Annotated in this window: 25 protein-coding genes, 1 tRNA gene and 4 pseudogenes; 13 read left to right on the top strand and 17 right to left on the bottom strand. The window is 70.2% G+C overall.

Going from position 1 to position 24327, the window contains the following annotated elements:
• Nucleotides 1–274 precede the first annotated feature (274 nt).
• A complete protein-coding gene (locus AX769_RS08230; protein ID WP_066278052.1) occupies nucleotides 275–643 on the bottom strand; it encodes a cupin domain-containing protein in 369 nt (122 codons plus the stop codon).
• Nucleotides 640–1563: a helix-turn-helix domain-containing protein gene (locus tag AX769_RS08225; protein WP_066278050.1), complete on the bottom strand. Its 924-nt coding sequence runs from the start codon at nucleotides 1561–1563 to the stop codon at nucleotides 640–642. Before AX769_RS08225 ends, AX769_RS08230 begins: the two co-directional genes overlap by 4 nt.
• A 100-nt stretch (nucleotides 1564–1663) precedes the next feature.
• On the opposite strand from AX769_RS08225, the gene AX769_RS25120 reads away from it, so the two are divergent.
• Together AX769_RS25120 and AX769_RS08220 are read left to right on the top strand one after the other, a co-directional pair.
• Nucleotides 1664–2203, top strand: coding sequence for an MFS transporter (locus tag AX769_RS25120; protein WP_239452022.1), 540 nt, complete (start codon nucleotides 1664–1666; stop codon nucleotides 2201–2203).
• The gene (locus tag AX769_RS08220) at nucleotides 2089–3045 is read left to right on the top strand and encodes an MFS transporter (RefSeq protein WP_239452021.1); all 957 of its coding nucleotides are present in this window, start codon (nucleotides 2089–2091) and stop codon (nucleotides 3043–3045) included. Before AX769_RS25120 ends, AX769_RS08220 begins: the two co-directional genes overlap by 115 nt.
• A gap of 122 nt (nucleotides 3046–3167) precedes the next feature.
• Here AX769_RS08220 and AX769_RS08215 read toward each other — a convergent pair whose 3' ends face one another.
• Nucleotides 3168–4067: a ketopantoate reductase family protein gene (locus tag AX769_RS08215; protein WP_157887521.1), complete on the bottom strand. Its 900-nt coding sequence runs from the start codon at nucleotides 4065–4067 to the stop codon at nucleotides 3168–3170.
• A gap of 120 nt (nucleotides 4068–4187) precedes the next feature.
• Here AX769_RS08215 and AX769_RS08210 point away from each other — a divergent pair, with 120 nt between their 5' ends.
• Nucleotides 4188–4763, top strand: a complete 576-nt coding sequence (locus AX769_RS08210) for a TetR/AcrR family transcriptional regulator (RefSeq protein ID WP_066278045.1) — start codon at nucleotides 4188–4190, stop codon at nucleotides 4761–4763.
• A 198-nt stretch (nucleotides 4764–4961) separates the two neighbouring features.
• On the opposite strand, the pseudogene AX769_RS22990 reads toward AX769_RS08210, so the two are convergent.
• From AX769_RS22990 to AX769_RS08200, 3 genes and pseudogenes are all read right to left on the bottom strand, one after another.
• Nucleotides 4962–5616 (bottom strand): annotated as a pseudogene (locus AX769_RS22990) (transposase); the annotation flags it as partial.
• Between the two features lie 158 nt (nucleotides 5617–5774).
• Nucleotides 5775–5846: transfer RNA gene (locus AX769_RS08205), tRNA-Gln, on the bottom strand.
• A 68-nt stretch (nucleotides 5847–5914) separates the two neighbouring features.
• A complete protein-coding gene (locus AX769_RS08200) occupies nucleotides 5915–6205 on the bottom strand; it encodes a putative quinol monooxygenase (protein ID WP_066278043.1) in 291 nt (96 codons plus the stop codon).
• A gap of 82 nt (nucleotides 6206–6287) precedes the next feature.
• Here AX769_RS08200 and AX769_RS08195 point away from each other — a divergent pair.
• A pseudogene (locus AX769_RS08195) lies at nucleotides 6288–6790 on the top strand (MarR family winged helix-turn-helix transcriptional regulator).
• Between the two features lie 145 nt (nucleotides 6791–6935).
• On the opposite strand, the gene AX769_RS08190 reads toward AX769_RS08195, so the two are convergent.
• From AX769_RS08190 to glp, 7 genes and pseudogenes are all read right to left on the bottom strand, one after another.
• The gene (locus AX769_RS08190; protein WP_066278041.1) at nucleotides 6936–7448 is read right to left on the bottom strand and encodes a hypothetical protein; all 513 of its coding nucleotides are present in this window, start codon (nucleotides 7446–7448) and stop codon (nucleotides 6936–6938) included.
• Between the two features lie 43 nt (nucleotides 7449–7491).
• Nucleotides 7492–9308, bottom strand: a pseudogene (locus tag AX769_RS08185) (ABC-F family ATP-binding cassette domain-containing protein).
• Nucleotides 9309–9347: 39 nt separating this feature from the next.
• Nucleotides 9348–9782, bottom strand: a complete 435-nt coding sequence (locus tag AX769_RS08180; protein ID WP_066278040.1) for a molybdenum cofactor biosynthesis protein MoaE — start codon at nucleotides 9780–9782, stop codon at nucleotides 9348–9350.
• On the bottom strand, nucleotides 9775–10251 hold the full coding sequence (locus AX769_RS08175) for a molybdenum cofactor biosynthesis protein B (protein ID WP_066278039.1): 477 nt from the start codon (nucleotides 10249–10251) through the stop codon (nucleotides 9775–9777). The genes AX769_RS08180 and AX769_RS08175 overlap by 8 nt, the downstream gene beginning before the upstream one ends.
• Nucleotides 10248–10802, bottom strand: coding sequence for a cyclic pyranopterin monophosphate synthase MoaC (gene moaC / locus AX769_RS08170; protein WP_066278033.1), 555 nt, complete (start codon nucleotides 10800–10802; stop codon nucleotides 10248–10250). The genes AX769_RS08175 and moaC overlap by 4 nt, the downstream gene beginning before the upstream one ends.
• The gene (locus AX769_RS25115; protein WP_239451978.1) at nucleotides 10795–10962 is read right to left on the bottom strand and encodes a hypothetical protein; all 168 of its coding nucleotides are present in this window, start codon (nucleotides 10960–10962) and stop codon (nucleotides 10795–10797) included. The genes moaC and AX769_RS25115 overlap by 8 nt, the downstream gene beginning before the upstream one ends.
• An 89-nt stretch (nucleotides 10963–11051) precedes the next feature.
• Nucleotides 11052–12044 (bottom strand): annotated as a pseudogene (gene glp, locus AX769_RS08165) (gephyrin-like molybdotransferase Glp); the annotation flags it as partial.
• Between the two features lie 118 nt (nucleotides 12045–12162).
• Between glp and AX769_RS08160 the strand changes: the two are divergent.
• From AX769_RS08160 to AX769_RS08145, 4 genes are all read left to right on the top strand, one after another.
• Nucleotides 12163–13047 carry an MTAP family purine nucleoside phosphorylase gene (locus tag AX769_RS08160; protein WP_066278031.1) on the top strand — a complete coding sequence of 295 codons (885 nt, stop codon included), beginning with the start codon at nucleotides 12163–12165 and terminating at the stop codon, nucleotides 13045–13047.
• Nucleotides 13044–14141 carry an NAD(P)-dependent oxidoreductase gene (locus AX769_RS08155; protein ID WP_239451977.1) on the top strand — a complete coding sequence of 366 codons (1098 nt, stop codon included), beginning with the start codon at nucleotides 13044–13046 and terminating at the stop codon, nucleotides 14139–14141. The genes AX769_RS08160 and AX769_RS08155 overlap by 4 nt, the downstream gene beginning before the upstream one ends.
• 130 nt (nucleotides 14142–14271) lie before the next feature.
• Nucleotides 14272–14994: a glycosyltransferase family 2 protein gene (locus AX769_RS08150; RefSeq protein ID WP_066278026.1), complete on the top strand. Its 723-nt coding sequence runs from the start codon at nucleotides 14272–14274 to the stop codon at nucleotides 14992–14994.
• Nucleotides 14991–15644 carry a DUF2064 domain-containing protein gene (locus tag AX769_RS08145; protein ID WP_066278025.1) on the top strand — a complete coding sequence of 218 codons (654 nt, stop codon included), beginning with the start codon at nucleotides 14991–14993 and terminating at the stop codon, nucleotides 15642–15644. The genes AX769_RS08150 and AX769_RS08145 overlap by 4 nt, the downstream gene beginning before the upstream one ends.
• Before the next feature lie 84 nt (nucleotides 15645–15728).
• Here the strand turns inward: AX769_RS08145 and AX769_RS08140 are convergent, their stop codons facing one another.
• Together AX769_RS08140 and AX769_RS08135 are read right to left on the bottom strand one after the other, a co-directional pair.
• On the bottom strand, nucleotides 15729–17006 hold the full coding sequence (locus AX769_RS08140; RefSeq protein WP_066278023.1) for a cell wall metabolism sensor histidine kinase WalK: 1278 nt from the start codon (nucleotides 17004–17006) through the stop codon (nucleotides 15729–15731).
• Nucleotides 17003–17731, bottom strand: coding sequence for a response regulator transcription factor (locus AX769_RS08135; protein ID WP_066278020.1), 729 nt, complete (start codon nucleotides 17729–17731; stop codon nucleotides 17003–17005). The genes AX769_RS08140 and AX769_RS08135 overlap by 4 nt, the downstream gene beginning before the upstream one ends.
• Before the next feature lie 278 nt (nucleotides 17732–18009).
• Here AX769_RS08135 and AX769_RS08130 point away from each other — a divergent pair, with 278 nt between their 5' ends.
• A complete protein-coding gene (locus tag AX769_RS08130) occupies nucleotides 18010–18693 on the top strand; it encodes a methyltransferase domain-containing protein (protein WP_066278018.1) in 684 nt (227 codons plus the stop codon).
• An 86-nt stretch (nucleotides 18694–18779) separates the two neighbouring features.
• Here AX769_RS08130 and AX769_RS08125 read toward each other — a convergent pair whose 3' ends face one another.
• Together AX769_RS08125 and AX769_RS08120 are read right to left on the bottom strand one after the other, a co-directional pair.
• A complete protein-coding gene (locus AX769_RS08125; RefSeq protein WP_082763591.1) occupies nucleotides 18780–19277 on the bottom strand; it encodes a hypothetical protein in 498 nt (165 codons plus the stop codon).
• On the bottom strand, nucleotides 19274–20620 hold the full coding sequence (locus tag AX769_RS08120; protein WP_066278015.1) for a molybdopterin-dependent oxidoreductase: 1347 nt from the start codon (nucleotides 20618–20620) through the stop codon (nucleotides 19274–19276). Before AX769_RS08120 ends, AX769_RS08125 begins: the two co-directional genes overlap by 4 nt.
• Before the next feature lie 118 nt (nucleotides 20621–20738).
• On the opposite strand from AX769_RS08120, the gene AX769_RS08115 reads away from it, so the two are divergent.
• The 4 genes from AX769_RS08115 to AX769_RS08100 all read left to right on the top strand — a co-directional run bounded on the left by AX769_RS08115 (nucleotide 20739) and on the right by AX769_RS08100 (nucleotide 24274).
• The gene (locus AX769_RS08115) at nucleotides 20739–22208 is read left to right on the top strand and encodes a glycosyltransferase 87 family protein (RefSeq protein WP_066278013.1); all 1470 of its coding nucleotides are present in this window, start codon (nucleotides 20739–20741) and stop codon (nucleotides 22206–22208) included.
• 9 nt (nucleotides 22209–22217) lie between these two features.
• Entirely contained in the window at nucleotides 22218–22622 is a 405-nt protein-coding gene (locus tag AX769_RS08110) for a molybdopterin-binding protein (protein ID WP_066278011.1), read from the top strand.
• Between the two features lie 244 nt (nucleotides 22623–22866).
• Nucleotides 22867–24006, top strand: a complete 1140-nt coding sequence (locus AX769_RS08105; protein ID WP_082763589.1) for a GTP 3',8-cyclase MoaA — start codon at nucleotides 22867–22869, stop codon at nucleotides 24004–24006.
• Between the two features lies 1 nt (nucleotide 24007).
• A complete protein-coding gene (locus tag AX769_RS08100; RefSeq protein WP_066283333.1) occupies nucleotides 24008–24274 on the top strand; it encodes a MoaD/ThiS family protein in 267 nt (88 codons plus the stop codon).
• Nucleotides 24275–24327: the final 53 nt, after the last annotated feature.

Below are 24327 nucleotides of genomic sequence, written 5' to 3'. Positions count from 1 at the left end.
TCCCCGGCTTCTTCTTCTCGTCCCAATCGGCGTCAGCCGCCGAACCGCCGCCGGCCGCGACGGCCCCGGCCACTCAGCCGACCGCTGTCACGGGCACATCCCCGGTCTCCAGCGTTCCGGGTCGGTCTCGGTGAGGGTCTGCAGGGAGGTGTTCCTTTCTTGGGGGCGCGACGAAGAAGCGGGCGCAGGATGCACGTCGCATCCTCGCCCGCTTCGTCGCGTGACAGAGATGGTGAGGTGGTTACGGCCGGCGATACTGTTCGTCGGTGACGGGCTAGAGCCACGTCGTCGCAGTCGACGGGTCGTCGGGGATGTCCATCATGACGAGGTGCTCCATGAACGCGTCCGGGCTGGCGCCGTGCCAGTGCTCTTCTCCGGGGGCGGTGTAGACGGTCTGACCGGGGTGGACCTCGAGGACTTCGCCGCCGCCTGCCTGGATCCAGGCGACACCCTCGGTGACGTGGATCGTCTGACCGAGACCGTGGGAGTGCCAGTTGCTGCGGGCGCCGGGCGAGAACTGCACGCGAGCGGTACTGGCGCGCTGACCTTCGTCTTGAGGAACGCCGATCATGTCGACCCAGACGTCGCCGGTGAACTGGGTGGCGGGGTTCTTGACGGTGGGCTTCTTCGATTGGAGCTTCATGAGTCGTTCTCCTTCGTTCGTATCGAGTGGACCGAGAGGTCGGCCGAGTCGAGAGGGGGTGCGGCGGTCCACAAAGCGAGCAGACGGAGCGCGTCCGCGGTCGCCGACCTGGGCTCGGCAGCGTAAATCAGCAGGTGCAGGCCGGGGTCGGCCACCAGCTCGGTGCCCTCGAACACCATGTCGAGAGGCCCCACCAGCGGGTGAATGAAATGCTTCATCCCCGTCGCGTGACGCCGCACGTCGTGAGCACCCCACCGGATGCGGAACTCGACGCTGCGGGTGGAGAGCTCGCCGATGAGATCCTGGAGGTCTTTGTCGTACGGGTCGCGACCCGCTTCGGTGCGCAGGATGGCCACGGTCTGGTCGGCTGCAGTGGCCCAGTCGGGGTAGAAGCGATCAGAGCGGTCGGGGTCGAGGAAGCAGTAGCGGGCGAGGTTCATCGGCCTGCCCGGTAGGGTCGCCTCCGCGCTCTCGTAGAGATCGGCGTAGACGGCCTTGCCGAGACCGTTGGAGGCGAGGATGTCGAGCCGGCCGTTCCGCACGAACGCCGGGCCGCCGGTGATGGCGTCGAGGATGAACTGGAGACTCGGGCGAACGTTCTGCGCCCGCGTGCTGCGCCGTTTGGACGGCACCGGCGAATCGTTCGCGGCCTTGGCGAGGTCGAAAAGGTGCGCCCGTTCGTCGTCGTTCAGCAGCAGCGCCTGCGCCACGGCATGCAGGACTCCGTCGGACGCCCCGGCGAGACTGCCACGCTCGAGACGCGAGTAGTACTCGACGCTGACACCGGCGAGCATGGCCACCTCGGTGCGCCGCAGGCCCGGCACGCGCCGGTTGGGCCCGGACGGCAGCTCGACCTGCGCCGGGGTGACGTTCGCCCTGCGGGTCGTGAGGAACGTAGCGACCTCGTCGGAATTGTCCATGTCTCGACATTACGAGCGGTCAGTGCCCCGTGGGATGCCCTGCCAGTACACCTCTCCCCAGGGCATCCCTCGCGGCACCGGCCTGGCTCATGCTGAAGGCATGACATCGACGGCTACGGCGACGACGACGCGCGCGGGCCGCACCCTGGCACTGGCGTCGCTGGGCTTCTTCTTGATCACCCTCGACATCCTGATCGTCAATGTCGCGCTCACCAGGATCGGCCGGGAGTTCGGCGGCAGCACCTCGGGCTTGCAGTGGGTCATCGACGGCTACACGCTGATGTTCGCCTCGCTCCTGCTCTTCGCCGGCAACCTCTCCGACCGCATCGGCGCCAAGAAAGCGTTCGGCTGGGGCATCGCCGGGTTCCTCGTCGCCTCCATCGCCTGCGCTGTCGCCCCTTCGCTCGGCGTCCTCATCGCCGCCCGGGTCGTGCAGGGTTCAGCCGCCGCCATCATGCTGCCCGCGTCGATGGCGTTGATCCGCGAGGCCTTCCCGAACCCCGCGAACGCGCACACGCCCTCGGGATCTGGGCAGTCGGCGGCGCCGTCGCCGGGGCGGTCGGGCCCGTGCTCGGCGGTGCCCTCACCACGCTCGACTGGCGCCTCGTGTTCGCCATCAACCTCCCGGTCGGGGTCGTGATGCTGGCGCTCCTCGCGTCCGTTGCGAAATCGCCCGTGCGCCCGTCGCACTTCGACTGGGCCGGTCAAGCCGCCGCCATCGTCACCCTCGTCGGGCTGGTCTTCGGCCTCATCGAGGGAGGTTCCCTCGGCTTCGACTCCCCCGCCGTGATCGCCTCGTTCGTCGTCGGTGCGGCCGGCCTGGTGGCGTTCCTCGTGGTGCAGGCGCGGGTGCGTCACCCGATGATGCCGCTGCCACTCTTCCGATCGAGTGGCATGCGGGTCTCCCTCGCGGTGGGATTCGCGTTCATGGTCGGCAACTTCGGCACCGTCTTTGTGCTCAGCCTGTTCCTGCAACAGCACCTCGGCCTGTCACCGCTGCTGGCAGGGCTCGTGTTCCTCCCCTCGGCCGCCGTCAGCGTCGTCGGCAACATCATCAGCGGCACCCTCGCCAACCGGTTCGGCCCCCGGATCCCCGTCGTCTTCGGCCTTCTCACCATGGTGCTCGGCCTCATCTCGCAGATCGTCACCGCACCTCTCGGCGACCCGTGGCTGGTCATCATCGGATCGATCCTGACCGGCGCCGGCGGGTCGGTGGCCATGCCCCCGGTCACCTCCGTTGTGCTCGCCAGCGTCCCCGCCGACCGCGCCGGGACCGCCAGCGCCGTCTTCAACACCTTCCGTCAGGTCGGCGGAGCCGTCGCCATCGCCGTCTTCGGCGTCCTCATCGCCGACCGCACCCACTTCGTAACCGGCCTTCAAATCAGCTTCGTGCTGGCCGGAGCCGTCGTCCTCGCTGCCGCGATCGCGAGCATCCTCCTGCGGACGACGCCCTCGACGGCCCCGTCCAGGGAAAGCACATGACGGCTGACCGCGGTCCTCTTTCTCGAGAAGGTGCCGGCGCAACTGCGAGCTCACTTCGACTCCCGGTAGCTCCACTCGAACACGCCGGAGGTCTCCCCCGAAGGAGCTGATGGAACGCCGTTCTATACGGCGATGTCTTCCGCGGGGCGGAGCACTCGAATGGCGTTCACCGACGCTGAAGAGGCCGGGCCGCCTTGGGCGATGAGGAGGTCGGCGAGTCCGCGGCATTCTTCGGCGGAGTTGCCGACGGTCTCGCGGTAGCGGCCGCGGGACACGCTCCAGAGCACGAAGGTGAGCATCGGCAGGGGTGCACCGCTCAGCCTGTTCTTCGAGACAGGGTAGGGGGTCTCCCCATTCTCCCGGTAGATCGCGTAGCCGGCTCTCAGGCCTCGGGCCCCGGCGGCGGCCTCTGACCAGGTCGCTCCGCGGGGGTGAGTCATGCCGGTCACGGCGACGCTTTCCATCGCGACAGTCAGCGGCGCCTGGTAGCGCAGCCACCGACCCATGTGCTCCTCGAGGCGGGCAGGCATCCCCGCCTCCTGGAAGAGGTCGACCCAGCGCTGGTCGCCCTGGGCGGCCTTGGTCTTGGGGATGTTCAGGCCGAGCTTGCCGTCGTCGTCCAGGGTGGCGAGAACGGCGGCCAGCCCGAAGCTCACACGGCCCGCACCGATCTCCGCAGTCAGCCGCTCTGCTTCCGGGGTGACGAACATGAGATGGACGGAGCGAGCCTGGCTGCGCGCGAGGACGGGAATCAGCGGCTCGATCTGATGGGCAAGCAAAGTCACGATCACCAGATCGAAGGGGGTGTCCTCGTCAAGGCGGTCGTTGACAGTGACTGCGGCACGCTCCCCGTCGGTCGAGACGATGCCCCCGTCGCGGCGGAGTTGCTGAAGACGGACGGAACCGGGGCGGGCCATGACGGTGACGGTGTGGCCGGCTCGTGCCAGCTGGAACGCGAGGGCGCTTCCAATACGGCCGACGCCGATGATGGCGATGCGGTGGGGGGTTTTCGTTGTGCTCATGATGAGGCTCCTGCCTTCGGTGTCGCCGATGACAGGAGTCACCGACCGACTGATTGAACTCGGTACAATCGGAAAGTAGCACATGATTGATCTCGGTTCAATCAGGGCTACGATGAAGTCATGGTCAGATGGGAACCCAACGCGCGAGGCCGGCTTCAGCAGGCGGCCATGGAGCTGTTCTTCGAGCGCGGCTACGACGCGGTGACCGTGACGGATATCGCTGAGCGGGCGGGAATGACAAAGGGGTCGTTCTTCAACCACTTCGGAGACAAACCCGAGGTGGTCTTCGCCACACTGGACACGTTCGCCCGTGACGTCGTCGCGAACCTCACCGTGACCGGGGCGCAGAACGCTCTCGAGGCGACGGTGTCTGCGTTCGCAAAGGCCGCCACGGAACTGGACCAGCCCGATCAGGCGCGGGCCGTTCGAGCCCTGATCGGCAGTTCTCCCATGCTTCAGGAGCGCGAGCGCACGAAAATGGCCGTGGCCGCCCGGACGATCGGCGACGCACTTACCGCGCAAGGCCTCCGCATGGGCGACGCTCTGTTCGTGGCGCACACGGCGACCCTCGTCTTCACGACCGCCTACGAGAACTGGTCGACCGAACCAACGACCGACTTATCGAGCACAGTTCGGGCCACTCTCGATGATTTCCTCCAAGCGGTTGAAGCGAGCGGCGAGCTCCGCAACACGTGATCCCGCTGACCTCCAGCGCGTGCGCTCCCTCGCGGGCAACCGAGAATCTTCGATCTGAGGCCGCGAGGCTGGATCCAGACAGGGCTTGGACGAAGGTGAGGATGTTCCTCGCGTGACTGCAGCGGCGGCCCGGCGCACGAACTAGGCCGTCATTGTGTCGAGTGCCAGTTCCACCGGAAAGCTGACAGTCCGGGGAGTGGCGACCTGCCCGTCGCGGATCTTCACCACGATCGCTGGGCCCATGGTTGGTATTCCCGGCCAGGGACGATGAAGATCGCCGCGTACACGCCGTCGAGCGGCCGGTTGGACCAGGTCGCCATCTCCTCGGACACCTTGTCAGTGATCCTCGAGATCGTCTCCTTGGAGACCTGCGCCCCATAAATCTGCGCGAAGTGCGCGCGCGGGCGCCCCCGCCAGAGGCTCCTGGCGGAGGAATCTCACCCGTGGTCAGCCCGTGGGCATAGAGCGACAGGACCATCTCGTCGACGCCGGTGAGGCGGCGCTGGTGTTTCTTCACGATCACGGGCTCGAACGTCCCGTCCCGATCCCGAGGCACCTGGATCTCGACATGCCCGGTCGCTTCGGTCAGGACCGTCTTCGGCCGCGTCCCCGTCCGCACGTTCGAGGACCCCCGGTCGGGTTCGGCGTGGTGTTTCTCATGCCCGAGGCGCTCGGTCATCTCTTCGTTCAGCGCAGTCTCCAGGACCGTTTTCGTGAACTGCTTCAACAGCCCATCCGGGCCCGTCAAAGACAGGCCCTGCTCGGCCGCCAGGCGCACCAGCTCCTTCGCCGCTATCTCCTCCGCAGAGGGCTCAGGCTTGTTTCTCTTCACGGCATCCAGTGTCGTCATCACGGCACCTTCCCCGCCAGGCATCCGCCTCGCGTGTCAGGCCGGAAACACCGAATTCGAGACAGACCCAATCCAGGCATCCAAGTCCCGCAAACGGCGCGTCCGCGCCCGTTTTTCGGATAGACCAAACGGATTTTCAACAAAGGCCGAACGGCCCTCGGCTCCGCCTCCAGGACTCGAACCTAGACCTAACAGCTCCAAAGGCTGTCGTGCTGCCATTACACCAAGGCGGACCGCGCTTGCGCGCCCATCAAGTCTGCCAGATCGCGGCTGGCTGGTCGGCGAGCCCGGCGCCGGGCACTCAGCCGACGGGCGACAGGGGGTGGATGTCGGCCGAAGCCAGTGCCGATCCTGCGCTCGTCATCGCCTCCTGCAGGTGCGCCGACTTGGTGTGCTGGTCGAGGGCCTCGTGCGAGCGCCACAGCTCGACCGTGACGAAGACGCCGGTCTTCGCCTCGGACTCGAACAGTTCGTAGCTGATGCAGCCCGCCTCGCGGCGGGTGGGCTCGACGAGGGCGTGGAGGGCGTCTCGGACGGCTTCTTCGCCGCCCGGGTTCGCGGTGATGACGGCGACGACATTGAGGTCAGGCATGGGGTGCTCCGTTCCGGTCGACGCGGCGTCGGCCGAGGTGCACGGTAGGCCCCTACCCGTCAGGCCGGGAGATAATGATCGAATGGCGGATCAGGATGCCCAGGACGAAGTCGACCGCATCGTCGACGCCTGGAATCGCGAGCGCCCCGATCTCGACTTCGCCCCGTTGCACGTGCTCTCGCGCGTGGGCCGGCTCTCGAAGCACCTCGACCGCGCACGTCGGGCCGCGTTCACTGCGAGCTCGCTGGAGTCGTGGGAGTTCGACGTCCTGTCCGCGCTGCGGCGGGCAGGCGCGCCTTACCAGCTCTCACCCAAGACGCTGCTGACGCAGACGCTGGTGTCGAGTGGCACCATGACGAACCGCATCGACCGGCTCGTGCAGCGGGGTCTCGTCGAGCGGCGCACCGACCCGAGCGACGGCCGCGGCATCCTGGTCACCATGACGCCGGACGGGCGCACCGCGGTCGACCGCGCCATCGCCAACCTGCTCGGGCCGAGTCCGACCTGCTCGGGCACCTGAGCCCGGCCGACCGCGAGACGCTCACGGCGCTGCTGCGGTCGCTGTCGCTGACGCTCGGCGACTGACCCGCCCGGGCGGCCGCCGGCCCTTACCTTTCGGCTCGACCTGATCGTCGAGACGGGCAGATCGTGCCGGAAAGGTAAGGGCGGGGCCGGGCCGTTAAGGGCCGGGCGGGGCGGGGCCGGGCCGATAAGGGAGGGGCGGGGCGGGCTACGGGCGGTCGAGCGAACCCGACCCGCCGCGCGCATCGGCCGCGGTCTCGAGCGCCGCGAGCGCCCACTCCGGGTCGGGCAGCGTCAGCGTGAACTCCTTGCCCGAGACGAGATCGACCACCAGCCCGCGATCACCGTGCAGGATCAGCGCGGTGCCGCCGAGCGACGCCCGGTAGCCCCACCCGAACCAGCTGCCGATCGACACGTCTGCGACTCGCGCGTCGGCGATGTCGTCGAGCGAGAGGTTCGTCCAGGCGAAGCCGAGGAGGGCGGACGTCGCCTGCAGACCGTGGCTTCCGATCGTGACGACGACCCGCGCCGTCCCGGCCACGAAAGCGAACACGAACATCAGCACGAGCACCACGACGAGCAGGTCGAGGTTCGAGCCGACCGCGATCCAGTAGACGAGCGTCGCCGCCGCGGCCACGCCGATCACGATGGAGGCGCCCGTCAGCACCGGCGACGTGACGACCGCGCGCCACTCGCCGAGGTCGGGCCCCTGCGAGCTCATCGCACGAGCCCGGGCCGCAGCCCGCGCGCCCTGGGCCGAGAGGTCATCCCTCGAGCTTCTCGCTGACCACGAGCCATGCCGACTCGAGCTCGGCGCTCTTCGACTCGAGGGCGTTGACCTGCTTCTGCAGCGTGCCGAGCCCCTCGAAGTCGTTGGGGTCGTGCGTGGCGAAGGTGTCCAAGAGCGCCAGACGCTCGGCGGCCGCCTTCTGGATGCGGCGGTCGAGCGAAGCGAGCTCCTTCTCGGCGTTGCGCTTCTCGGCGCCGCTCAGCCCGGACTTCTTGGCGGCCGCGACGACGGTGGCCGAGGCGCCCTGGGTGGCGGTGGGCCGGTCGGTGGCCTCACCCGCACCGTCGACGGCCTCCCGCCGGAGCGCGAGGTATTGGTCGACGCCGCCGGGGAGGTGTCGCATCCTGCCTTCGAGCACCGCGTACTGGGTGTCGGTGACACGCTCGAGCAGGTACCGGTCGTGGCTCACCACGAGCAGGGTGCCGGGCCAGGTGTCGAGCAGGTCTTCCATCGCCGCGAGCATGTCGGTGTCGAGGTCGTTGGTGGGCTCGTCGAGGATCAGCACGTTGGGCTCGTCGAGCAGGATCAACAGCAGCTGCAGCCGGCGCTTCTGCCCACCCGACAGGTCTTTGACCGGGGTCTGCAGCTGCGGGGTCGTGAAGCCGAGGCGCTCGAGCAGCTGGCCCGGCGTCAACTCTTTGCCGCCCGAGACGTACGACGATCGGTAGCGCGAGACGACGGTGTTGACGCGCTCGTTGGCGAACTCGTGGAGGTCGGCCAGCTGCTGGTCGAGCACCGCGAACTTCACCGTCTTGCCGCGGGTGACCCGACCGGTGGTCGGCTGCACGTCGCCGGTGACCAGCTTCAGCAGCGTCGACTTGCCGGCCCCGTTGACGCCCAGGATGCCGGTGCGCTCGCCCGGTGCGATCCGCCACTCGATGTCTTTCAGCACCTCGCGCGACCCGTAGTCGACCGAGGCCTCGATGATGTCGACGACCTGCTTGCCGAGGCGGCTCGTCGCCATCTGCGAGAGGGCCACCTTGTCGCGGACGGGCGGCTCGTCGGCGATGAGCGTCTCGGCCGCCTCGATGCGGAACTTCGGTTTGGCCGTGCGGGCCGGGGCGCCGCGGCGCAGCCAGGCCAGCTCTTTCTTCATGAGGTTCTGGCGCTTGGCCTCGGTGACCGAGGCCGAGCGGTCGCGCTCGACTCGCTGCAGCACGTAGGCCGCATAGCCGCCTTCGAAGGCCTCGACGATGCCGTCGTGCACCTCCCAGGTGTCGGTCGAGACCTCGTCCAAGAACCACCGGTCGTGCGTCACGACGACGAGCGCGCCCTGGCCGGGCGACCAGCGACGCTTCAAGTGCTGCGCGAGCCAGGCCACGCCCTCGACGTCGAGGTGGTTGGTGGGCTCGTCGAGAAAGAGCACGTCCCAGTCGCCGACGAGCAACGCGGCGAGCGCCACCCGCCGGCGCTGGCCCCCGAGAGGTCGCCGATCGTCGAGCCCCAGGGAATGTCGGTGGCGAGGCCGGAGATGACGTCTCGGATCCTGGAGTCACCCGCCCACTCGTGCTCTTCGCGGTCGCCGACGATGACCTCGCTGACGATCGAGTCGAGGGGCAGGATGTCGCGCTGGTCGAGCACGCCCATCGTGATGCCGCGGCGGCGCGTGACGCGGCCGGAGTCGGGCTCGATCGTGTCCGCGAGCAGCGACATGAGCGTCGACTTGCCGTCGCCGTTGCGGCCGACGACGCCGATGCGCGAGCCCTCGTCGATGCCGAGGGTCACGCCTTCGAAGATGACGCGCGTCGGGTATTCGAGGTGAAGCGCTTCCGCGCCGAGAAGATGGGCCACTCCCCAAGGGTAGGCGGCGCGCTCGCTCTCGCCTAAACGTCAGCCGAGCGAGGCGACCCACTCCGACGAGCCGTCGGCGAAGTCCTGCTTCTTCCAGATCGGCACGCGCGCCTTGATCACGTCGATCAGCTCGGCGCAGGCGGCGAACGCCTCGGCCCGGTGCGCGCTCGAGACGGCCGCGGCGAGCGCCACGTCGCCGATGTCGAGCGTGCCGGTGCGATGCTCGACCGCGATCACGACGGCAGGATGCGACGCGGCGACTTCGCGCGCAACCTCGCCGATCACGTCGGTCGCGCTCGGGTGCGCCTCGTACTCGAGCTGCGTCACGCCTCGCCCGCCGTCGTGGTCGCGCACGACGCCCTCGAAGGTGACGACGGCCCCGGCGCTGGCCATGCCGACCAGCTCGGCGCACTCGGCGACGGACACCGCCGTGTCGACGACGCGGGCGCGAAGGACGCGCGCGCCCTCACTCATGGTCTCCCCCACCGATCTGATCGAGCAGGTGGTCGAGGATCTCAGCCAGCAGCGACAGCCCGTCGCGCACTCCCCCGGACGACCCCGGCAGGTTCACCACGAGCGTCCGCCCGGCCACTCCCACGATGCCCCGGCTCAGAAGCGCCGTGATGACGTGCTCCGCCCCGCGCCGCCGCAGCTCCTCCTCGATCCCGAGCAGGCGCTTGTCGATCAGCGGCAGGGTCATCTCGGGCGTCGCGTCGGTGGGCGAGACGCCCGTGCCGCCCGTGGTGATCACGATCGAGACTCCCTGCGCGATGCCCGCGATCAGCGCCTGGCCTACAGGCTCACCGTCGGCGACCACCACGGGGTCGTCGACCGTGAAGCCGCGCTCGTCGAGCCACGCCCGCAGGAGGGGGCCGGTGCGATCCACGGCCTCGCCGCGCGACGCCCTGGTCGACGCCACGATCACGAGTGCTGTGCGAGTCATGCGATTCCCTCCGTGTCGGCGCCGTCGCGCACCCAGTCGCCGCTCTTCCCACCCTGCTTCGCGAGCACTTGGATGCCCTCGATCACGGCGAGCTTGTCGACGGCCTTGATCATGTCGTAGAGGGTGAGGGCGGCGACGGACGCGGCGGTGAGGGCCTCCATCTCGACGCCGGTGACTCCGCGGGTCGAGACGGCCGTCAGGATCCTGACGCTGCCCGCTTCGACCCCGGGCCCCTCGGTCTCGAAGTCGACCGTGACCGAGCCGATGGGCAGCGGGTGGCAGAGGGGGATGAGGTTCGACGTCTGTTTCGCGGCCATGATCCCGGCGATGCGGGCGGTGCCGAGCGCCTCACCCTTGGGCAGGCTGCCGTCGGCTATCTGCGCGACGACGTCGGGGCGGGTGCGCAGGATCGCCTGAGCCCTGGCGACCCGCCTCGTCGAGGTCTTGCCGGTCACGTCGACCATGTGCGCGCTGCCGTCGTCGCGCACGTGCGAGAGGCCCGGGCCGGAGGAGCCGGGGCCGGGGGGCGCGGAAGACGCGGTGTCAGTCATCGAGCGCCCACACTACGACCTCGTCTCCGGCCTCGACCCGCGAGACGCCGAGCGGGATGTGCGCCAGGGCGTTCGAGATGGCGTACGAGTGCAGCAGGTGCGAGCTCGGCCCGCCGATGAGGTGCACGCGGCCGTCGGCGTCGATGCGAGCGCGACGCATCTGGTGCTTGCCGGCGGGAGAGTCCGCCCCTCGGCGAGCGCGGCGGTAGCGTCGCGCCGGGGCACCGGACGGCCCAGCGCCCGGGCGAGCGGCACCCGGAGGAACGCCTCCCACGAGACGAGCACGCTCACCGGGTTCCCGGGGAAGCAGATCACCGGCACGTCGAAGTCGTCGAGAGCCAGCACACCCCAGCCCTGTGGACCGCCCGGCTGCATCGCGACCGACTCGAAGCGCACACCGCGGCTCTCGAAGGCGTCGCGCACGACCTCGTAGGCGCCGGCGCTGACGCCACCCGTCGTGACGACGAGGTCGGCATCGGCAGCCGCCTCGACGAGCGCCGAGAGCAGGGCACCCGCGTCGTCGCTCACGCGCAGCAGGCTGACGTCAGCACCCGCCTCGCCGAGCGCGGCGACGAGCGACGCCCCGTTGGCATCGTGGATCGTGCCCGCGACGAGGTCGCCCTGCGCGTCGGCCAACTCGGAGCCGGTCGAGACGACCAGGATGCGAGGTTTCGCGTGCACCTCGACCGTGTCGACCCCTGAGGCGGCGAGCACGCCCCAGTGCGCGGCCCGCAACAGGGTGCCGCGCTCGAGGAGGACGTCGCCGGCACGGATGTCGGAGCCGGTGCGTCGCACGAACTGCTCGGGCGGCACGGGGCCCGAGAGAGTGACCTCCTGCCCGTCGGTCTCCGGCAGGAAGCGATCGGGAGTCGCCGCTTCGATGGGGATCACGGCGTCGGCCCCGCCGGGCAGGGGCGCCCCCGTCATGATCGGCGCGGCGGTGCCGGGGGCGAGGTGCCCCGGCGGGTGACCCGCGGCGATCCTGGGGCCCACCGGGAGGGTGACGGAGCCGCTGGCGAGGTCGGCCGAGGCGACCGCGTAGCCGTCCATCTGCGAGTTGTCGAAGGGCGGGAGGTCGATCGAGGCGAGCACGCCGTCGACGAGGACGCGCAGTCGGTACGTGTCCGGGCTCGTCGTGTGCTGCTCGGCGTCGACCGCGAGATGCTCGCCGCCGCGGTGCTCGAGAGCGCTCGTCACCAGCCGCGCGATCGCCTCCGCGTGCTCCTCGACCGTGCGCACCATCCGGGCCTTCTCCGTTTCGTCATACTTGCGCGGAACCGAGCCCGCGTCCTTTCAGTAGTGTCGCACCCATGGCCTTCTCCCCTCCTGCGACCCCGCCCCAGGCGCTCCCCGCGTCGACGTGGCCGTCATCGGCGGCTCCGGCCTCTACTCGCTCTTCCCCGCCTCGTCGAGCGAATCGTTCACGGTCGACACACCGTACGGGCCGACCTCGAGCCCCGTCACGGTGGGCGAGCTCGGCGGCAAACGCGTCGCCTTCCTCACCCGCCACGGCAGCGACCACTCGGTGCCGCCTCACCTCATCGGCTACCGCGCCAACGTCTGGGCGCTCGCGTCGCTCGGCGCCACGGCCATCGTGTCGTCGTCGGCCGTCGGCGGCGTGCACCCCGACTACGCGCCGGGCACCTTCGTAGTCACCGACCAGTTCATCGACCGCACCTGGGGGCGGCCCGACACCTTCTTCGAAGGGGCTACGGCCGACGGCGCAGGATCCGTGCAGCACCTGGCCGCGGCCGACCCGTTCGACCCCGCCCTCCGTCGTGCCGCGATCGAGGCGCTGACCGCCGAGGGGCTCCCCCTGCGCTCGTCCGGCACCTGCGTCGTGATCCAGGGCCCGCGTTTCTCCACCCGCGCCGAGTCGCTGTGGTACCGCCAGGCCGGAGCGCACACGGTCAACATGACGATGGCGCCCGAGGTGCCGCTGGCGCTCGAGCTGAACCTCGGCACGGTCAATCTGTCGTTCGTGACGGACGGGGATGCGGGGTCGGCGCCTGCTGCTTCGGCCCCGGGTGACCTCGACGGCGATGGCTCGGGCGCTGACGAAGTCGTCAGCGCCGAGCTCGTCATGCGCCGCCTCGCCGACGCGCAGCCGCGCATCGTCGCCGCGATCGAGCGGATCGTGCGAGCTCTGCCCGCCGACTACTCGCCGCGCGAGCTGATCCCTGCCGCCGCGGTGGCCGACGTGCTCGCCCACCCGGTCTCCGGAGCCCCGAGGCCTCCCGCATGACGATCGCCAGCAGCATGAGCGCTTCCGGCGGCGCGACCCTGCCTCTCCTGCTCGTCACGGGCGGCGCCGGCTTCATCGGCGGCGCCGTCGTCGAGGCCGCCCTCGCCGACGGGTGGGCCGTGCGGGTGCTCGACAGCCTGCGCTCCGACGTGCACGGCGGGCCCCCCACCCTGCCGGCGGGAGTCGATCTCGTGGTCGGAGACGTCCGTGATCCTGAGGCTCTCGATGCCGTTCTCGACGGCGTCGACGCCGTCTGCCACCAGGCTGCCAAGGTCGGCCTCGGGGTCGACTTCCAAGACGCGCCCGACTACGTCTCGTCCAACGAGCTCGGCACGGCGACGCTGCTGGCCGCGATGGATCGCGCGGGCGTCGACCGTCTCGTCCAGGCGTCGTCGATGGTGGTCTACGGCGAGGGCGCCTACCGCAGCCCCTCGGGCGCCCTGGTCAGACCGGCGCCGCGGCGCATCGCCGACCTCGACGCCGGCGTCTTCGACCCGCGCGACGACGCCGGCGACCTGCTCGTGCCCGAGCTGATCTCTGAAGACGCACCGCTCGACCCCCGCAACGTCTACGCCATCACGAAGCTCACGCAAGAGCACCTGGCGACCTCGTGGGCGCGGTCGACCGGCGGCCGTGCGGTGTCGCTGCGCTACCACAATGTCTACGGGCCGGGCATGCCACAGAACACCCCCTACGCCGGCGTCGCGTCGCTCTTCCGCTCGGCCCTCCAGCGCGGCGAGGCGCCGCGAGTGTTCGAAGACGGCGCCCAGCGCCGCGACTTCGTGCACGTGCGCGACATCGCGTCGGCCAACATCGCAGCCCTGGGCTGGACGGCGGCGCAGCCCGCCGACAACGTCCGGACTTTCAACGTCGGCTCGGGGCACGTGCACACGATCGGCGAGATGGCAGCCTCTCTCGCCCGGGCCGCCGGTGGTGCGGACCCCGTCGTCACGGGTGAGTACCGCGCCGGCGACGTGCGCCACATCACGGCGTCGTCGGCTCGCCTCCGCGACGAGCTCGGTTGGGCGCCGTCCGTCAGCTTCGACCAGGGCATGCTCGAGTTCGCGAGGGCCCCGCTGCGCGCCGGGATCTGACGCCGGGCGACCCTCCCCCCTTCCCGCCGATCCGCCCCCAGTTCGGGCCGGCACCCCACCCTGTGGGCCGCCGCTCCGAACACCTGATGCAACCGCCGCTGGGGTGGTTGCGACACCAAGGAGCTCCACCATGAACACCGCCGAAGTCGACGTCATCCTCCCCACCCTCGACGAAGAAGGGGCCCTGCCCTGGGTGCTCTCGCGTCTGCCCGAGGGCTACCGGGCGATCGTCGTCGACAACGGCTCCACCGACGACAGCGCCGCCGTCGCGCGCGAGCACGGCGCCACGGTCGTCACCGAGTCGCGCCGCGGGTTCGGTGCCGCCGCTCACGCAGGCCTCCTCGCCGCCACCGCGCCGATCGTCGCCTTCTGCGACGCCGACGCCTCGATGGACCCCCTCGACCTCCCTGACCTCGTCTCTCCCGTCGTCCGCGGCGACGCCGAACTCACCCTCGGCCGCCGCCGCCCCACCGCTCGCGGCGCGTGGCCGCTCCACGCACGGCTCGCCAATGTCGCGCTCGCCCGCCTCATGCGTCGCGCGAGCGGGGTCGCCCTGCACGACCTCGGCCCCATGCGGGTCGCGTGGCGCCGCGACCTGCTGGCCCTCGACCTGCAGGATCGCCGCAGCGGCTACCCGCTCGAGATGGTGCTGCGGGCCTCGCAGGCCGACTTCAGGATCCTGGAACTCGACGTCCCCTACGCCCCTCGCGTCGGCCGCAGCAAGGTGACCGGCACCCTCCGCGGCACCGTCCGCGCCGTGCAGGACATGTCACGGCTGTTACGCGAGGCGAAGGCCGACGCCGCGCGCCTCGCCCGGACGGGTGCCCAGCGCACCGCGGTGAACGCACGATGAGCGCCGCCGAGACGACGCTGGTCGTCATCGCCAAGGAGTGCCTGCCCGGTCGCGTCAAGACGCGGCTGAACCCGCCGCTCACGCTCGAGCAGGCGGCTCGAGTCGCTGCGGCGGCACTCGACGACACCCTCGAGGCGGTGTCGGCCCTGCCGGCGCGCCGTCGCATCCTGCTGTTCGACGGCACGGTCGCCCCGGCCGCTGCCCGCGGCTACGAGATCATGCCGCAGGTCTCCGGCGGCCTCGACGAACGCCTCGCCGCGATGTTCGACGCCGTCGACGGGCCGACCCTGATGGTCGGCATGGACACCCCGCAGATCACGTCGGCGCTGATCGCGCCGGTGTTCGACGAATGGCCGAGTGGCACCGACGCCTGGTACGGGCCCGCGAACGACGGTGGCTTCTGGGCTCTCGGGCTGCGCGAACCGACCGGCGATCTGCTGCGCGGCGTTCCCATGTCGCAGAACGACACCGGCAACCACCAGCTGAACAGGCTCGCACGGGCCGGCCTCGACGTCGAATTTCTGCCCGAACTCACCGACGTCGACACGATTCACGACGCGGTGGCCGTCGCCCGGCAGGCACCGCACGGGCGATTCGCGCACACGCTGCGCGAGTGCCTCGAGCTGCGCTCTGAGCTCGTCGCGCTCTAGCCCGTCGAGGTGGCCCGCGGACCACCCCGGCCGCCGATCGGGCCCTTCTGACAGAGTGACAGGCCGCGCCGCTCGGCCGAGAGCTCAGCGCACCGACGAGACCGGCACGAACACGTCGAACCGGCAGCCGGCATCGACGTTCTGCACCGTCACGCGCCCGTCGTGGGCTGCCGCGATGCCCTGCACGATGGCCAGCCCGAGACCGGCGCCACCCTGCGCTCCGGCCGCACGGCGCCCGCCGGCCGCTCTCGCGCGGTTCGCGGCCTCACCGGCACTGCCCCCACCGGCACCGCTGTCGGTCGCACCGCCCCCGCTCGCGGCACCGAAGCCACTGCTGGCTACGACCATCCGCGGCCCATCACCGGCGGCCCGGGCGGCCGAGCCACGCCACCCCGCCTCGAACACGCGCCCGAGGTCGGTCTCGCGGATACCGCCGGCCGAATCGGCCACGGAGAGCACCACGAAGTCATCGTCGCCGGCCGCAGCCGAGATCACGATCTCGGCGCCCGACGGCGAGAGCCGGATGCTGTTCATCGCGAGATTGGCCATCGCGCGGGCGAGCTCGCGCGGGTCGGCCTCGAGAGTGAGATCGGCCACGTCGCGGCCAACGACGGCGACACCGTGGCTCGCGGCGACCGGCCCGAGCTGCGCCACGAGATCGTCGACCAGCTCGACCACGCTCATGGTCTGCTTGTCGAGACGCAACGCGCCCGCGTGGATGGTCGAGAGCTGGAAGAGGTCGTCGACCATGCCTCCGAGACGGTCCACCTGGTCGAGCATCAGCCGGTGGTAACGCGCGGGGTCGTCGGCGACTCCGTCTTCGAGTGCCTCGCCCATGGCGCGCAGCCCGGCCAGGGGCGTGCGGAGGTCGTGCGAGATCCAGGCGACGAGCTCGCGCCGCGCCGCCTCGGTGCGAGCCTCGCGCTCGCGCGAGCGCGACAGGCGCTCGTCTGAGGCCGCCAACTCGCGAGCGAGAACAGCGAACTCGTTCGACAGGGGCCGCCCCGCCACGGCACCCGAGACAGCAGGATCACCGAGACGGCGGGCACGGTCGATCACCACGTGGCTGTTGCGCACGAGCGACACCCCGAGCACCACGGCGAGCGCGACCGACACCAGCCCGGCGACAGCGGCCAGCCAGAGGAAGACGCCGAAGTCGGCCTGCGACACGTACATGCGATCGGCGGCGATGACCATGCCGCCCACCAGCGAGCCGACAGCTGCGACGGCGACCACGACGATCTGCAGCACGAGCGACGCCCGGCGCATCAGCCGCAGCACCACGGCGGCGACGATGCCCACGCCGAGGGCGGCACCGAGCGCCCAGAGCGAGACATGCAGCCAGTCGGCGGCGCCGTTCACGACACGGCCGAAGCGCCGGGAACGAACCGATAGCCCACACCCCAGACGGTGACGAGGCAGACCGGCGCCCCCGCATCCTGCTCGACCTTCTCGCGCAGCCGCCGCACGTGCACGGTCACGGTCGAGAGGTCGCCGACCTCCCACCCCCACACGGCCCGCAGCAGCTCTTCGCGCCGAAAGACTCGGTCGGGATGCCGGATCAGAAAGGCCAACAGGTCGAACTCGCGCACCGTGAGCGTCAGCGGCTCGCCTTCGAGCGTGATCTCGCGCGCCGAGGCGTCGAGACGGAAGCCGCCCTGCATGACGACGGCCTGCAGCTCGAATGGCGTGGTGGTGCGTCGCAGCACGGCATCGACGCGCAGCATCAGCTCGCGCGGCGAAAACGGCTTGACGAGGTAGTCGTCGGCCCCGGCCTCGAGCCCGGTGATGCGATCGTGCTCCTCGCCCAAGGCGGTCAGCATGATGATCGGCACGTCGGTGACGGCCCGGATGCGACGGCAGACCTCGAGCCCGTCGATGCCGGGCAGCATGCGGTCGAGGAGGATCAGGTCGGGTCGCTCGTCGAGGACGCGCACGACCGCGGTGAGCCCGTCGGTCGCGATGCCGGCGAGATGCCCGCCGCGACGCAGGTAGGAGACGACCACTTCGGCCACGATGGGGTCGTCTTCGACGACCAGCACGCTTCGAGGGGGCGCGGCCACAGCGGCATCAGAGGCGAGAGACACATATCCATGATGCCGCCCGTGCCGGGGAGAGTCATCCGAATCACGGGACCGTTCGCGCTTCGTAAGGTCTCGGCGATCCTCGGGCATCGGTGCGGCCGTACGCTCGAATCAATGAAAAGCCTGAAAGTGCATCACGCTTCGGTCACAACCGTACTGAACGGCAACCGTCGTCTGCTCCGCTCCGAACTACTTCACGTGATAGCTCCCCTCCCCACCGATCCAATGGATCGCATGCCCGTGTCGGCATCGACGACCGGTCATGCCGAAGGAGGCATCCAGTGAGCATCGTCATCGACGACACCCTGCTCGCCGGCCGCGAGGCGACCTTCGGAGCAGGTGGCTCCGAGCCCTATGCCCACGCGCTGGGCCGGGAAGGTCGCCTGACCCTCGTCGGCAGCAGCCGCACGGGCGTCGACTACGACCTCGGCCGCTGGATGGCCGAGGCCGACGACGTCGACCGCGCCCTCCTCGCCTCCGAGACGGGCCCCGTGCTCGACATCGGCTGCGGCCCCGGCCGCATGGTGCAGGCCGCGACCGACCTCGGGCTGGTCGCCCTCGGCGTCGACGTCTCGAAGGCCGCCGTCCGCGTCGCAGGTCGAGCCGGCCTGCCGGTGCTCAACCGCAGCGTGTTCGACCGGTTGCCCCGCGAGGGCCACTGGGGCACGATGCTGCTGATCGACGGCAACATCGGCATCGGCGGCGACCCGCGAGCCATGCTCGAGCGCTGCCGCGAACTGCTCGGCCGGCGCGGCGCTGCGATCGTCGAGGTGCAGAGCGACGACGACGTCGACGAGACCTTCATGGCGCACGTCGTCGACGACGACGGCCGCTCCAGCTCGAGCTTCCCCTGGGCCGAACTCGGCACTCGTGCCCTCGAGCGGCACGCGGCTGCTGCGGGCTTCGACCTCGAGCAGACCTGGCGCGTCGACGGCCGTACCTTCTGCCGCCTCGTCTGCCGCTGAGGCCGCTCGGCGAGACCCCGGCTTTCGGCCGATGTCTCCGCGCCGCGGCGCCGGGACGTCGGCCGAAAGCCAGGGTCTCGCGTGGCTCAGCGGCGGCGAGCGCGGGTGACCCGCAGGTAGACGACGACCACGATCGCGGTCACCACGGCCACCGCCGCCCACAGCAGCGCGAGATGCAGCCCGTAGTCCAACGGCGTGACCGTGTAGTTCTTCGGCCCCTTCGCCTTGCGGACGATCTCGGGCACGACGATCAGCGTGAACACCGCGCCGACGACGACACCGCCCTGCAGGATCGCGAGGACGGCCGGCGGGATCCTGTGCCCGGCCCGCCGCATCGCGATGCTGATCGCGGCGACGACGGGCGACAGGATGCCGTCGTGGATGATCACCGCGAGGATCAGCCACGAGACGAGACCCCAGATCTGCTTCGTGCTGACGGTGTCTTGCAGCACCCAGGCGCCGAGAACGATCGCGAGAACACCGAGAGAGATCAGCGCGGTGCGCACGATCGTGGTCGCCGGGCCGCCGCCGGCGGGCACGCTCGGCGCGGGCCGCGCGGTGCGAGCAGAACCAGGAGCACTCACGTCAGCACCTCGATCGTCGACAGCCACTTCGTCTGCAGCACCCCGGGCCGCCCGGGCGCGATCATCCGCGCCGGGTAGCCGTGCTCGATGTCGAGCCGCTCGCCGTTGAGGTGCAGGGCGACGAGGGTCGACGGGTCGTGGACGTACTCCGACCCCATCAGCATGATGCGGTAGCCGCCCTTCTTCTCGAGGCTGGTCACCTTGAGCGACTCCGGCTCGGTGGCGCCGACGAGCGACACGAGGTCGTGCAGCCGCACGCCCTTCCAGTGCGCCATCTGGCTCCAGCCTTCGACGCAGGCGATCGGCAGCGCCGCCTCGTACTGCGGCATCGCCTCCAGCTGCTCGAGGGTGAACGAGTTGCTGGCGTCGCCGCGCGTCACCGTCAGCGTCCAGTCCGGGCTCATCGCGGTCTCGAGCACCTGAGCGGCGGCGGCGCTGCGATTGATCGGCAGCGAGTTCGGCCCGTAGCCGTTCTTGCGCGGCGCGAAGAAGTTGATGCCGGTGAACGGCGTCGCCGACTGCCCCACGGTGAAGGCCACGACCGCGGCCGTCGTGACGCCGATGCTGGCGAAGAACCCGCGCCGCGACGACATCTTGTCGACCTGGGGCGTGCGGTCGATCCAGTCGAAGACACGGCCGACGACGCCGCGGGGCGGGCGGGACGCCACGACGTCGTCGGTCAGCCCTTTCGAGTAGACGAGGGCAGGATCACGAAGACCCGCCTCGTCGAGATCCTGCGCCGCCAGTCGCGCCCGGGCCGTCTGCTGGGCCGACGGCGGCACGACGTCTTCCTCCGGCGTGATGAAGTCGCCGTTCGCGTCGTAGCTGTTCTTCTTCAGCCAGTAGCGCTGGATGAGGGGCAGCTTGACACCGATGTGGACCGCCAGCGACCCGCCGATGACGATGGCCATCGCGAAGTGCGTCTGCCTGAAGTCGAACGGCTCGGGGTAGTACTGGAAGGTGTCGAGAAGTCCCGTGAAGATCTCGACCAGCGAGGCCGCGACGAAGATCGCGATCGATCCGCGCTCGAGGCCCTCGACGACCGACTTGATCGGCGGGAACTTGAACAGCTGCGGCATGACCGCGTAGAGCTTCGCGAAGAGCAGCGGGAAGCACGCGATGCCCGAGGTGATGTGGATGCCCTGCGTGAAGCGGTAGAGCGAGACGGGGCTCGTGGGGAAGCGCATCCACGACGCGGGGTCTTGGAGGAAGTGGCTGTAGAGGCCGGTGAAGAGGCAGATCGTGAAGGCGGCGCCGAGGAGGCGCCCGATCACCACGGCCGTGCGAGCATTGCGATTCGGGCTCGACACAGCACGACGTAAGCCGTACAGCATTTCGCGCATGGTGCATCTCATCACGGTTCAGGGAACGACATGCCCGATCCGGCGACATCGGCGACGATGTTCGTGTTCCGTAAGGAGTTCGGACCAGAAGCCTCGAGGGTTCGGGCAGAGTGGACGCGTGCGCACCCTCCTCGGCCTTCTCGCCTCCGCCGTCCTCGCGGCGACCATCGGCTGGGGTGTCACCTCACTCGGCTTCTATACGGCCGGCATCGGCCACTCCTTCCAGATCTGGACTCTGGTGTGCTGGGCCCTCTTCGTCGGCGCGTTCGTCCTTCTGCGACGCGTGCCTCGCGAGCGCGTCACGGTCGTGGTGCTGATCGGCGCCGCTCTGATCGGCGGGGCGGCCATCTCCGGGCCTCCGAACACGAGCACCGACTCGGCGCGCTACGCCTGGGACGGCATCGTGCAGGATGCCGGTCAGTCCCCCTACGACCACGCCCCCAACTCGCACGCGACCGCGAGTCTTCGCCCCGACTGGCTGTTCCCCGCCCCGACGACCACTGCCAGCGGCAAGCAGGAGTGCACCGGCACCCGAGTCATGACGACGCACGAGACGGGCACGGGCGACCTCCTCTGCACGACGATCAACCGCGCGAAGGTCTTCACCATCTACCCGGCCGCCGCCGAGCTCTACTACGCCGGCGTCCGTGCGATCGTGCCCGTCACGGCCGAGTACTGGCCGCTGCAGGCGGCGGGGCTGATCATCGACCTCGCCATCACGGTCGGCCTGCTGGCCCTCCTGCGCCGACGCGGGCTCGACCAGCGCTGGGCCGCCCTCTGGGCCTGGTGCCCGCTCGTCGCGAGCGAGGCCGTGACGAATTCGCACGTCGACCTGGTGGCGGCAGGCCTGGCGCTGCTGGCCACGGCGCTGGTCGCGACGTCCGTCGAGAAGTCGCCCCGTCGCCTCCTGGGGCGCACCGTGCTCGGCGGGGTCGCGCTCGGCGCCTCGATCGCGACCAAGCTCTTCCCCGTCATCACGGCGTTCGCGCTGCTGCGTCGACGCCCGTTCACCGTGATCGTCGCGGCCGTCGTGACCTTCGTCGTCCTCTACTTGCCGTTCGTCGTGTCGACGGGCCCGAAGGTGCTGGGCTACCTGCCCGGCTACCTGTCGGAAGAGGGGGTCGACGACGGCTCGGGCTTCGCACTGCTCTTCCTCGTCGTGCACGGCAAGGCGACGACGGTCGTGGCCGTCGTGATCCTGCTGCTCGTCGCGCTCGTCGTGTGGCGCACCGCCGACCCGGCCGACCCGTGGCTCGGCCAACTCGCGATGGTCGGCGCGTTCCTGCTCGTGCTGAGCCCGCGCTACCCGTGGTATGCATTGCTGCTGATCCCGTTCGTCGCGATGACGGGCCGGTGGGAGTGGCTCTCGATCGCCCTCGCGATCTCGATCCGGCAGTTCTGGCCGTTCGCCTACGTACGGGCCGAGACACTCGGGGCGGCACTCGTGCTGATCGTGCTGATGAGCATCTGGCGGTCGGGGCCGGGCTGGTGGGGCCGGATGCGAGAGCGCACCGTCGAGGAGTGGCGCCTCGTCACCCGCCCGCTCGCCGCCCGTCGCCCGGGATCGAGCGCCACACCCGGCGCGTAAACTCCGAGCATGCCGCAGATCAGTGTTCCCGACGCCGCCCGCTACCTCGGGGTCAGCGACGACACCGTCCGCCGGTGGATCGACAACGGCGTCATCGGCAGCGAGAAGAACACTTCGGGCCGCACCGTCGTCGACGGGCTCGAGCTGGCGCAGCTGGCCAAGAAGAACGCCGTGGTGCCCGACGACCCCACCGGCATCGGCTCGTCGGCGCGCAACCGCTTCGTCGGGCTCGTCACCGGCATCACCGCCGACACGGTCATGGCGCAGGTCGAGATCCAGTGCGGCCCCTTCCGCGTCGTGTCGTTGATGTCGTCGGAGGCGGTGCGCGATCTCGGGCTCGAGCTCGGCTCGGTCGCGATCGCCGTGGTGAAGGCGACGATGGTGATCGTCGAGACGCCGACCGCGCGCGACTGAACTCTTTTTTTCACAACCGACCAAACCCCTTCGTCGGGCTCACCGAACTCTTACGCGGCGCCGCCCTACCGGCGCCGACACTCTCAGTCCGACGAGAGACCCGAGGTCGGACACGCATCACCCACCGGATCGGTGTGACACCCGGCGACCCGCAGCGGACAACTCGCGCTGCGGCCCGCCGGGTGTCTGCCGTGAAGGGGCTCTCAGAAGAGAAGACGGATCCACGATCGCTTAGGCTCGACGGATGACGGTCTCGCTTGGAATCCCCCTGATGCCGGGCCGCGTCGATCCGTCGATTCCCCCGCGACCCGCTGGCGTGAAAGGCCTCGTCGACCGCTACGACCGTGTCGCCACCGACCTGAGGGTGTCGCTGACCGACCGTTGCAACCTGCGCTGCACGTACTGCATGCCAGCCGACGGGCTGCCGTGGCTCGACCGCGAGCAGGCGCTGAGCGCCGACGAGATCGTCAGGCTCGTCAGGATCGCCGTGACCGATCTCGGGGTGCGCCAGGTGCGCTTCACGGGCGGCGAACCCCTGCTGCGGGGCGACCTCGTCGAGATCATCGAGCGCTGCGCCGCCCTCGAGCCCCGCCCCGAGCTCTCGCTGACGACGAACGCCATCGGCCTGGCCGAGCGGGCGTCCGCTCTGGCCGCGGCAGGCCTCGACCGCGTCAACGTCTCGCTCGACTCGCTGCACGCCGAGACCTTCGCGAACCTCACCCGACGTCCCTTCCTCCAGCGCGTGCTCGACGGCGTCGATGCGGCAGCCCGGGTCGGCCTCGGGCCGATCAAGATCAACGCGGTGCTACTGCGCGGAGTCAACGACCACGAGGCACCAGCGCTCGTCGCCTGGGCCCTCGCGAACGGGCACGAGCTGCGCTTCATCGAGCAGATGCCCCTCGACGCCGACCACACCTGGAGCCGCGACACCATGGTCACGGCCGCCGACGTCCGCGGCCTGCTCGCTTCGCGGTTCGAGCTGACGCCCGCCGACGAGCCGCGAGACGGCGCACCGGCCGAGCGGTTCGCGGTGCGCGAGCGCCCTCGTCAGGCCGGGCCGCATGGTCCTGACGCGCTCGGCCCTGAGCCTGTCACGTCGGCCGTCGCCCCACCCCTCACCGGCACGATCGGCATCATCGCGAGCGTCACCGAGCCCTTCTGCGCCGACTGCCGCCGCACGCGACTGACGGCCGAGGGCAGCGTGCGCAGCTGCCTGTTCTCGCACACCGAGACCGACCTGCGCGGTGCTCTGCGCGGCGGCGACCCCGACGAGGTCGTGGCCGACCTCTGGCGCGGTGCCATGTGGGCGAAGCCCGCGGGCCACGGCCTCGACGACCCCGCGTTCGTGCAGCCGGCCCGCTCGATGAGTGCGATCGGCGGCTGAGGTGGCCGTGACCGTCACGCTGCGCTTCTTCGCGGGTGCCCGGGCCGCCACCGGCATCGACGAGGTCGCGTCGGTGTCCGATCAGGAGCCGACGATCGGCGCGCTGCTCGACGCCCTCACCCCTGCGCCGGGCGTCGAGCCCGCCGAGCTGGCGTCCGTGCTCGGCCGGTGCTCCTTCCTCGTCGACGGGGTCACGACTCGCGATCGCGCCGCCGTCGTCCCGGCCGGCGCCGTCGTCGATGTGATGCCGCCCTTCGCCGGAGGCTGACACCCCCCTTCCTCACAATTTCGAGGAGAAACGCCCCCGCGCGCCCGCTTTCC

It is taken from the genome of Frondihabitans sp. PAMC 28766 (assembly GCF_001577365.1).
Classification (GTDB): Bacteria; Actinomycetota; Actinomycetes; order Actinomycetales; family Microbacteriaceae; genus Frondihabitans.
Note: the sequence above shows the minus strand (reverse complement) of the source record. Positions and strands in the feature narration are given on the sequence as shown.

Excerpts from the sequence above, each read along its gene's own strand:
- AX769_RS08105 (WP_082763589.1), top strand. The coding sequence starts at position 22,867 with ATGACGGTCTCGCTTGGAATCCCCCTGATGCCGGGCCGCGTCGATCCG.
- AX769_RS08120 (WP_066278015.1), bottom strand. The coding sequence starts at position 20,620 with ATGCGCGAAATGCTGTACGGCTTACGTCGTGCTGTGTCGAGCCCGAAT.
- AX769_RS08225 (WP_066278050.1), bottom strand. The coding sequence starts at position 1,563 with ATGGACAATTCCGACGAGGTCGCTACGTTCCTCACGACCCGCAGGGCG.
- AX769_RS08210 (WP_066278045.1), top strand. The coding sequence starts at position 4,188 with ATGGTCAGATGGGAACCCAACGCGCGAGGCCGGCTTCAGCAGGCGGCC.
- AX769_RS08200 (WP_066278043.1), bottom strand. The coding sequence starts at position 6,205 with ATGCCTGACCTCAATGTCGTCGCCGTCATCACCGCGAACCCGGGCGGC.
- moaC (WP_066278033.1), bottom strand. The coding sequence starts at position 10,802 with ATGACTGACACCGCGTCTTCCGCGCCCCCCGGCCCCGGCTCCTCCGGC.
- AX769_RS08110 (WP_066278011.1), top strand. The coding sequence starts at position 22,218 with ATGCCGCAGATCAGTGTTCCCGACGCCGCCCGCTACCTCGGGGTCAGC.
- AX769_RS25115 (WP_239451978.1), bottom strand. The coding sequence starts at position 10,962 with ATGCGTCGCGCTCGCATCGACGCCGACGGCCGCGTGCACCTCATCGGC.
- AX769_RS08150 (WP_066278026.1), top strand. The coding sequence starts at position 14,272 with ATGAACACCGCCGAAGTCGACGTCATCCTCCCCACCCTCGACGAAGAA.
- AX769_RS08145 (WP_066278025.1), top strand. The coding sequence starts at position 14,991 with ATGAGCGCCGCCGAGACGACGCTGGTCGTCATCGCCAAGGAGTGCCTG.
- AX769_RS08180 (WP_066278040.1), bottom strand. The coding sequence starts at position 9,782 with ATGAGTGAGGGCGCGCGCGTCCTTCGCGCCCGCGTCGTCGACACGGCG.
- AX769_RS08190 (WP_066278041.1), bottom strand. The coding sequence starts at position 7,448 with ATGAGCTCGCAGGGGCCCGACCTCGGCGAGTGGCGCGCGGTCGTCACG.
- AX769_RS08175 (WP_066278039.1), bottom strand. The coding sequence starts at position 10,251 with ATGACTCGCACAGCACTCGTGATCGTGGCGTCGACCAGGGCGTCGCGC.
- AX769_RS25120 (WP_239452022.1), top strand. The coding sequence starts at position 1,664 with ATGACATCGACGGCTACGGCGACGACGACGCGCGCGGGCCGCACCCTG.
- AX769_RS08230 (WP_066278052.1), bottom strand. The coding sequence starts at position 643 with ATGAAGCTCCAATCGAAGAAGCCCACCGTCAAGAACCCCGCCACCCAG.
- AX769_RS08215 (WP_157887521.1), bottom strand. The coding sequence starts at position 4,067 with ATGAGCACAACGAAAACCCCCCACCGCATCGCCATCATCGGCGTCGGC.
- AX769_RS08155 (WP_239451977.1), top strand. The coding sequence starts at position 13,044 with ATGACGATCGCCAGCAGCATGAGCGCTTCCGGCGGCGCGACCCTGCCT.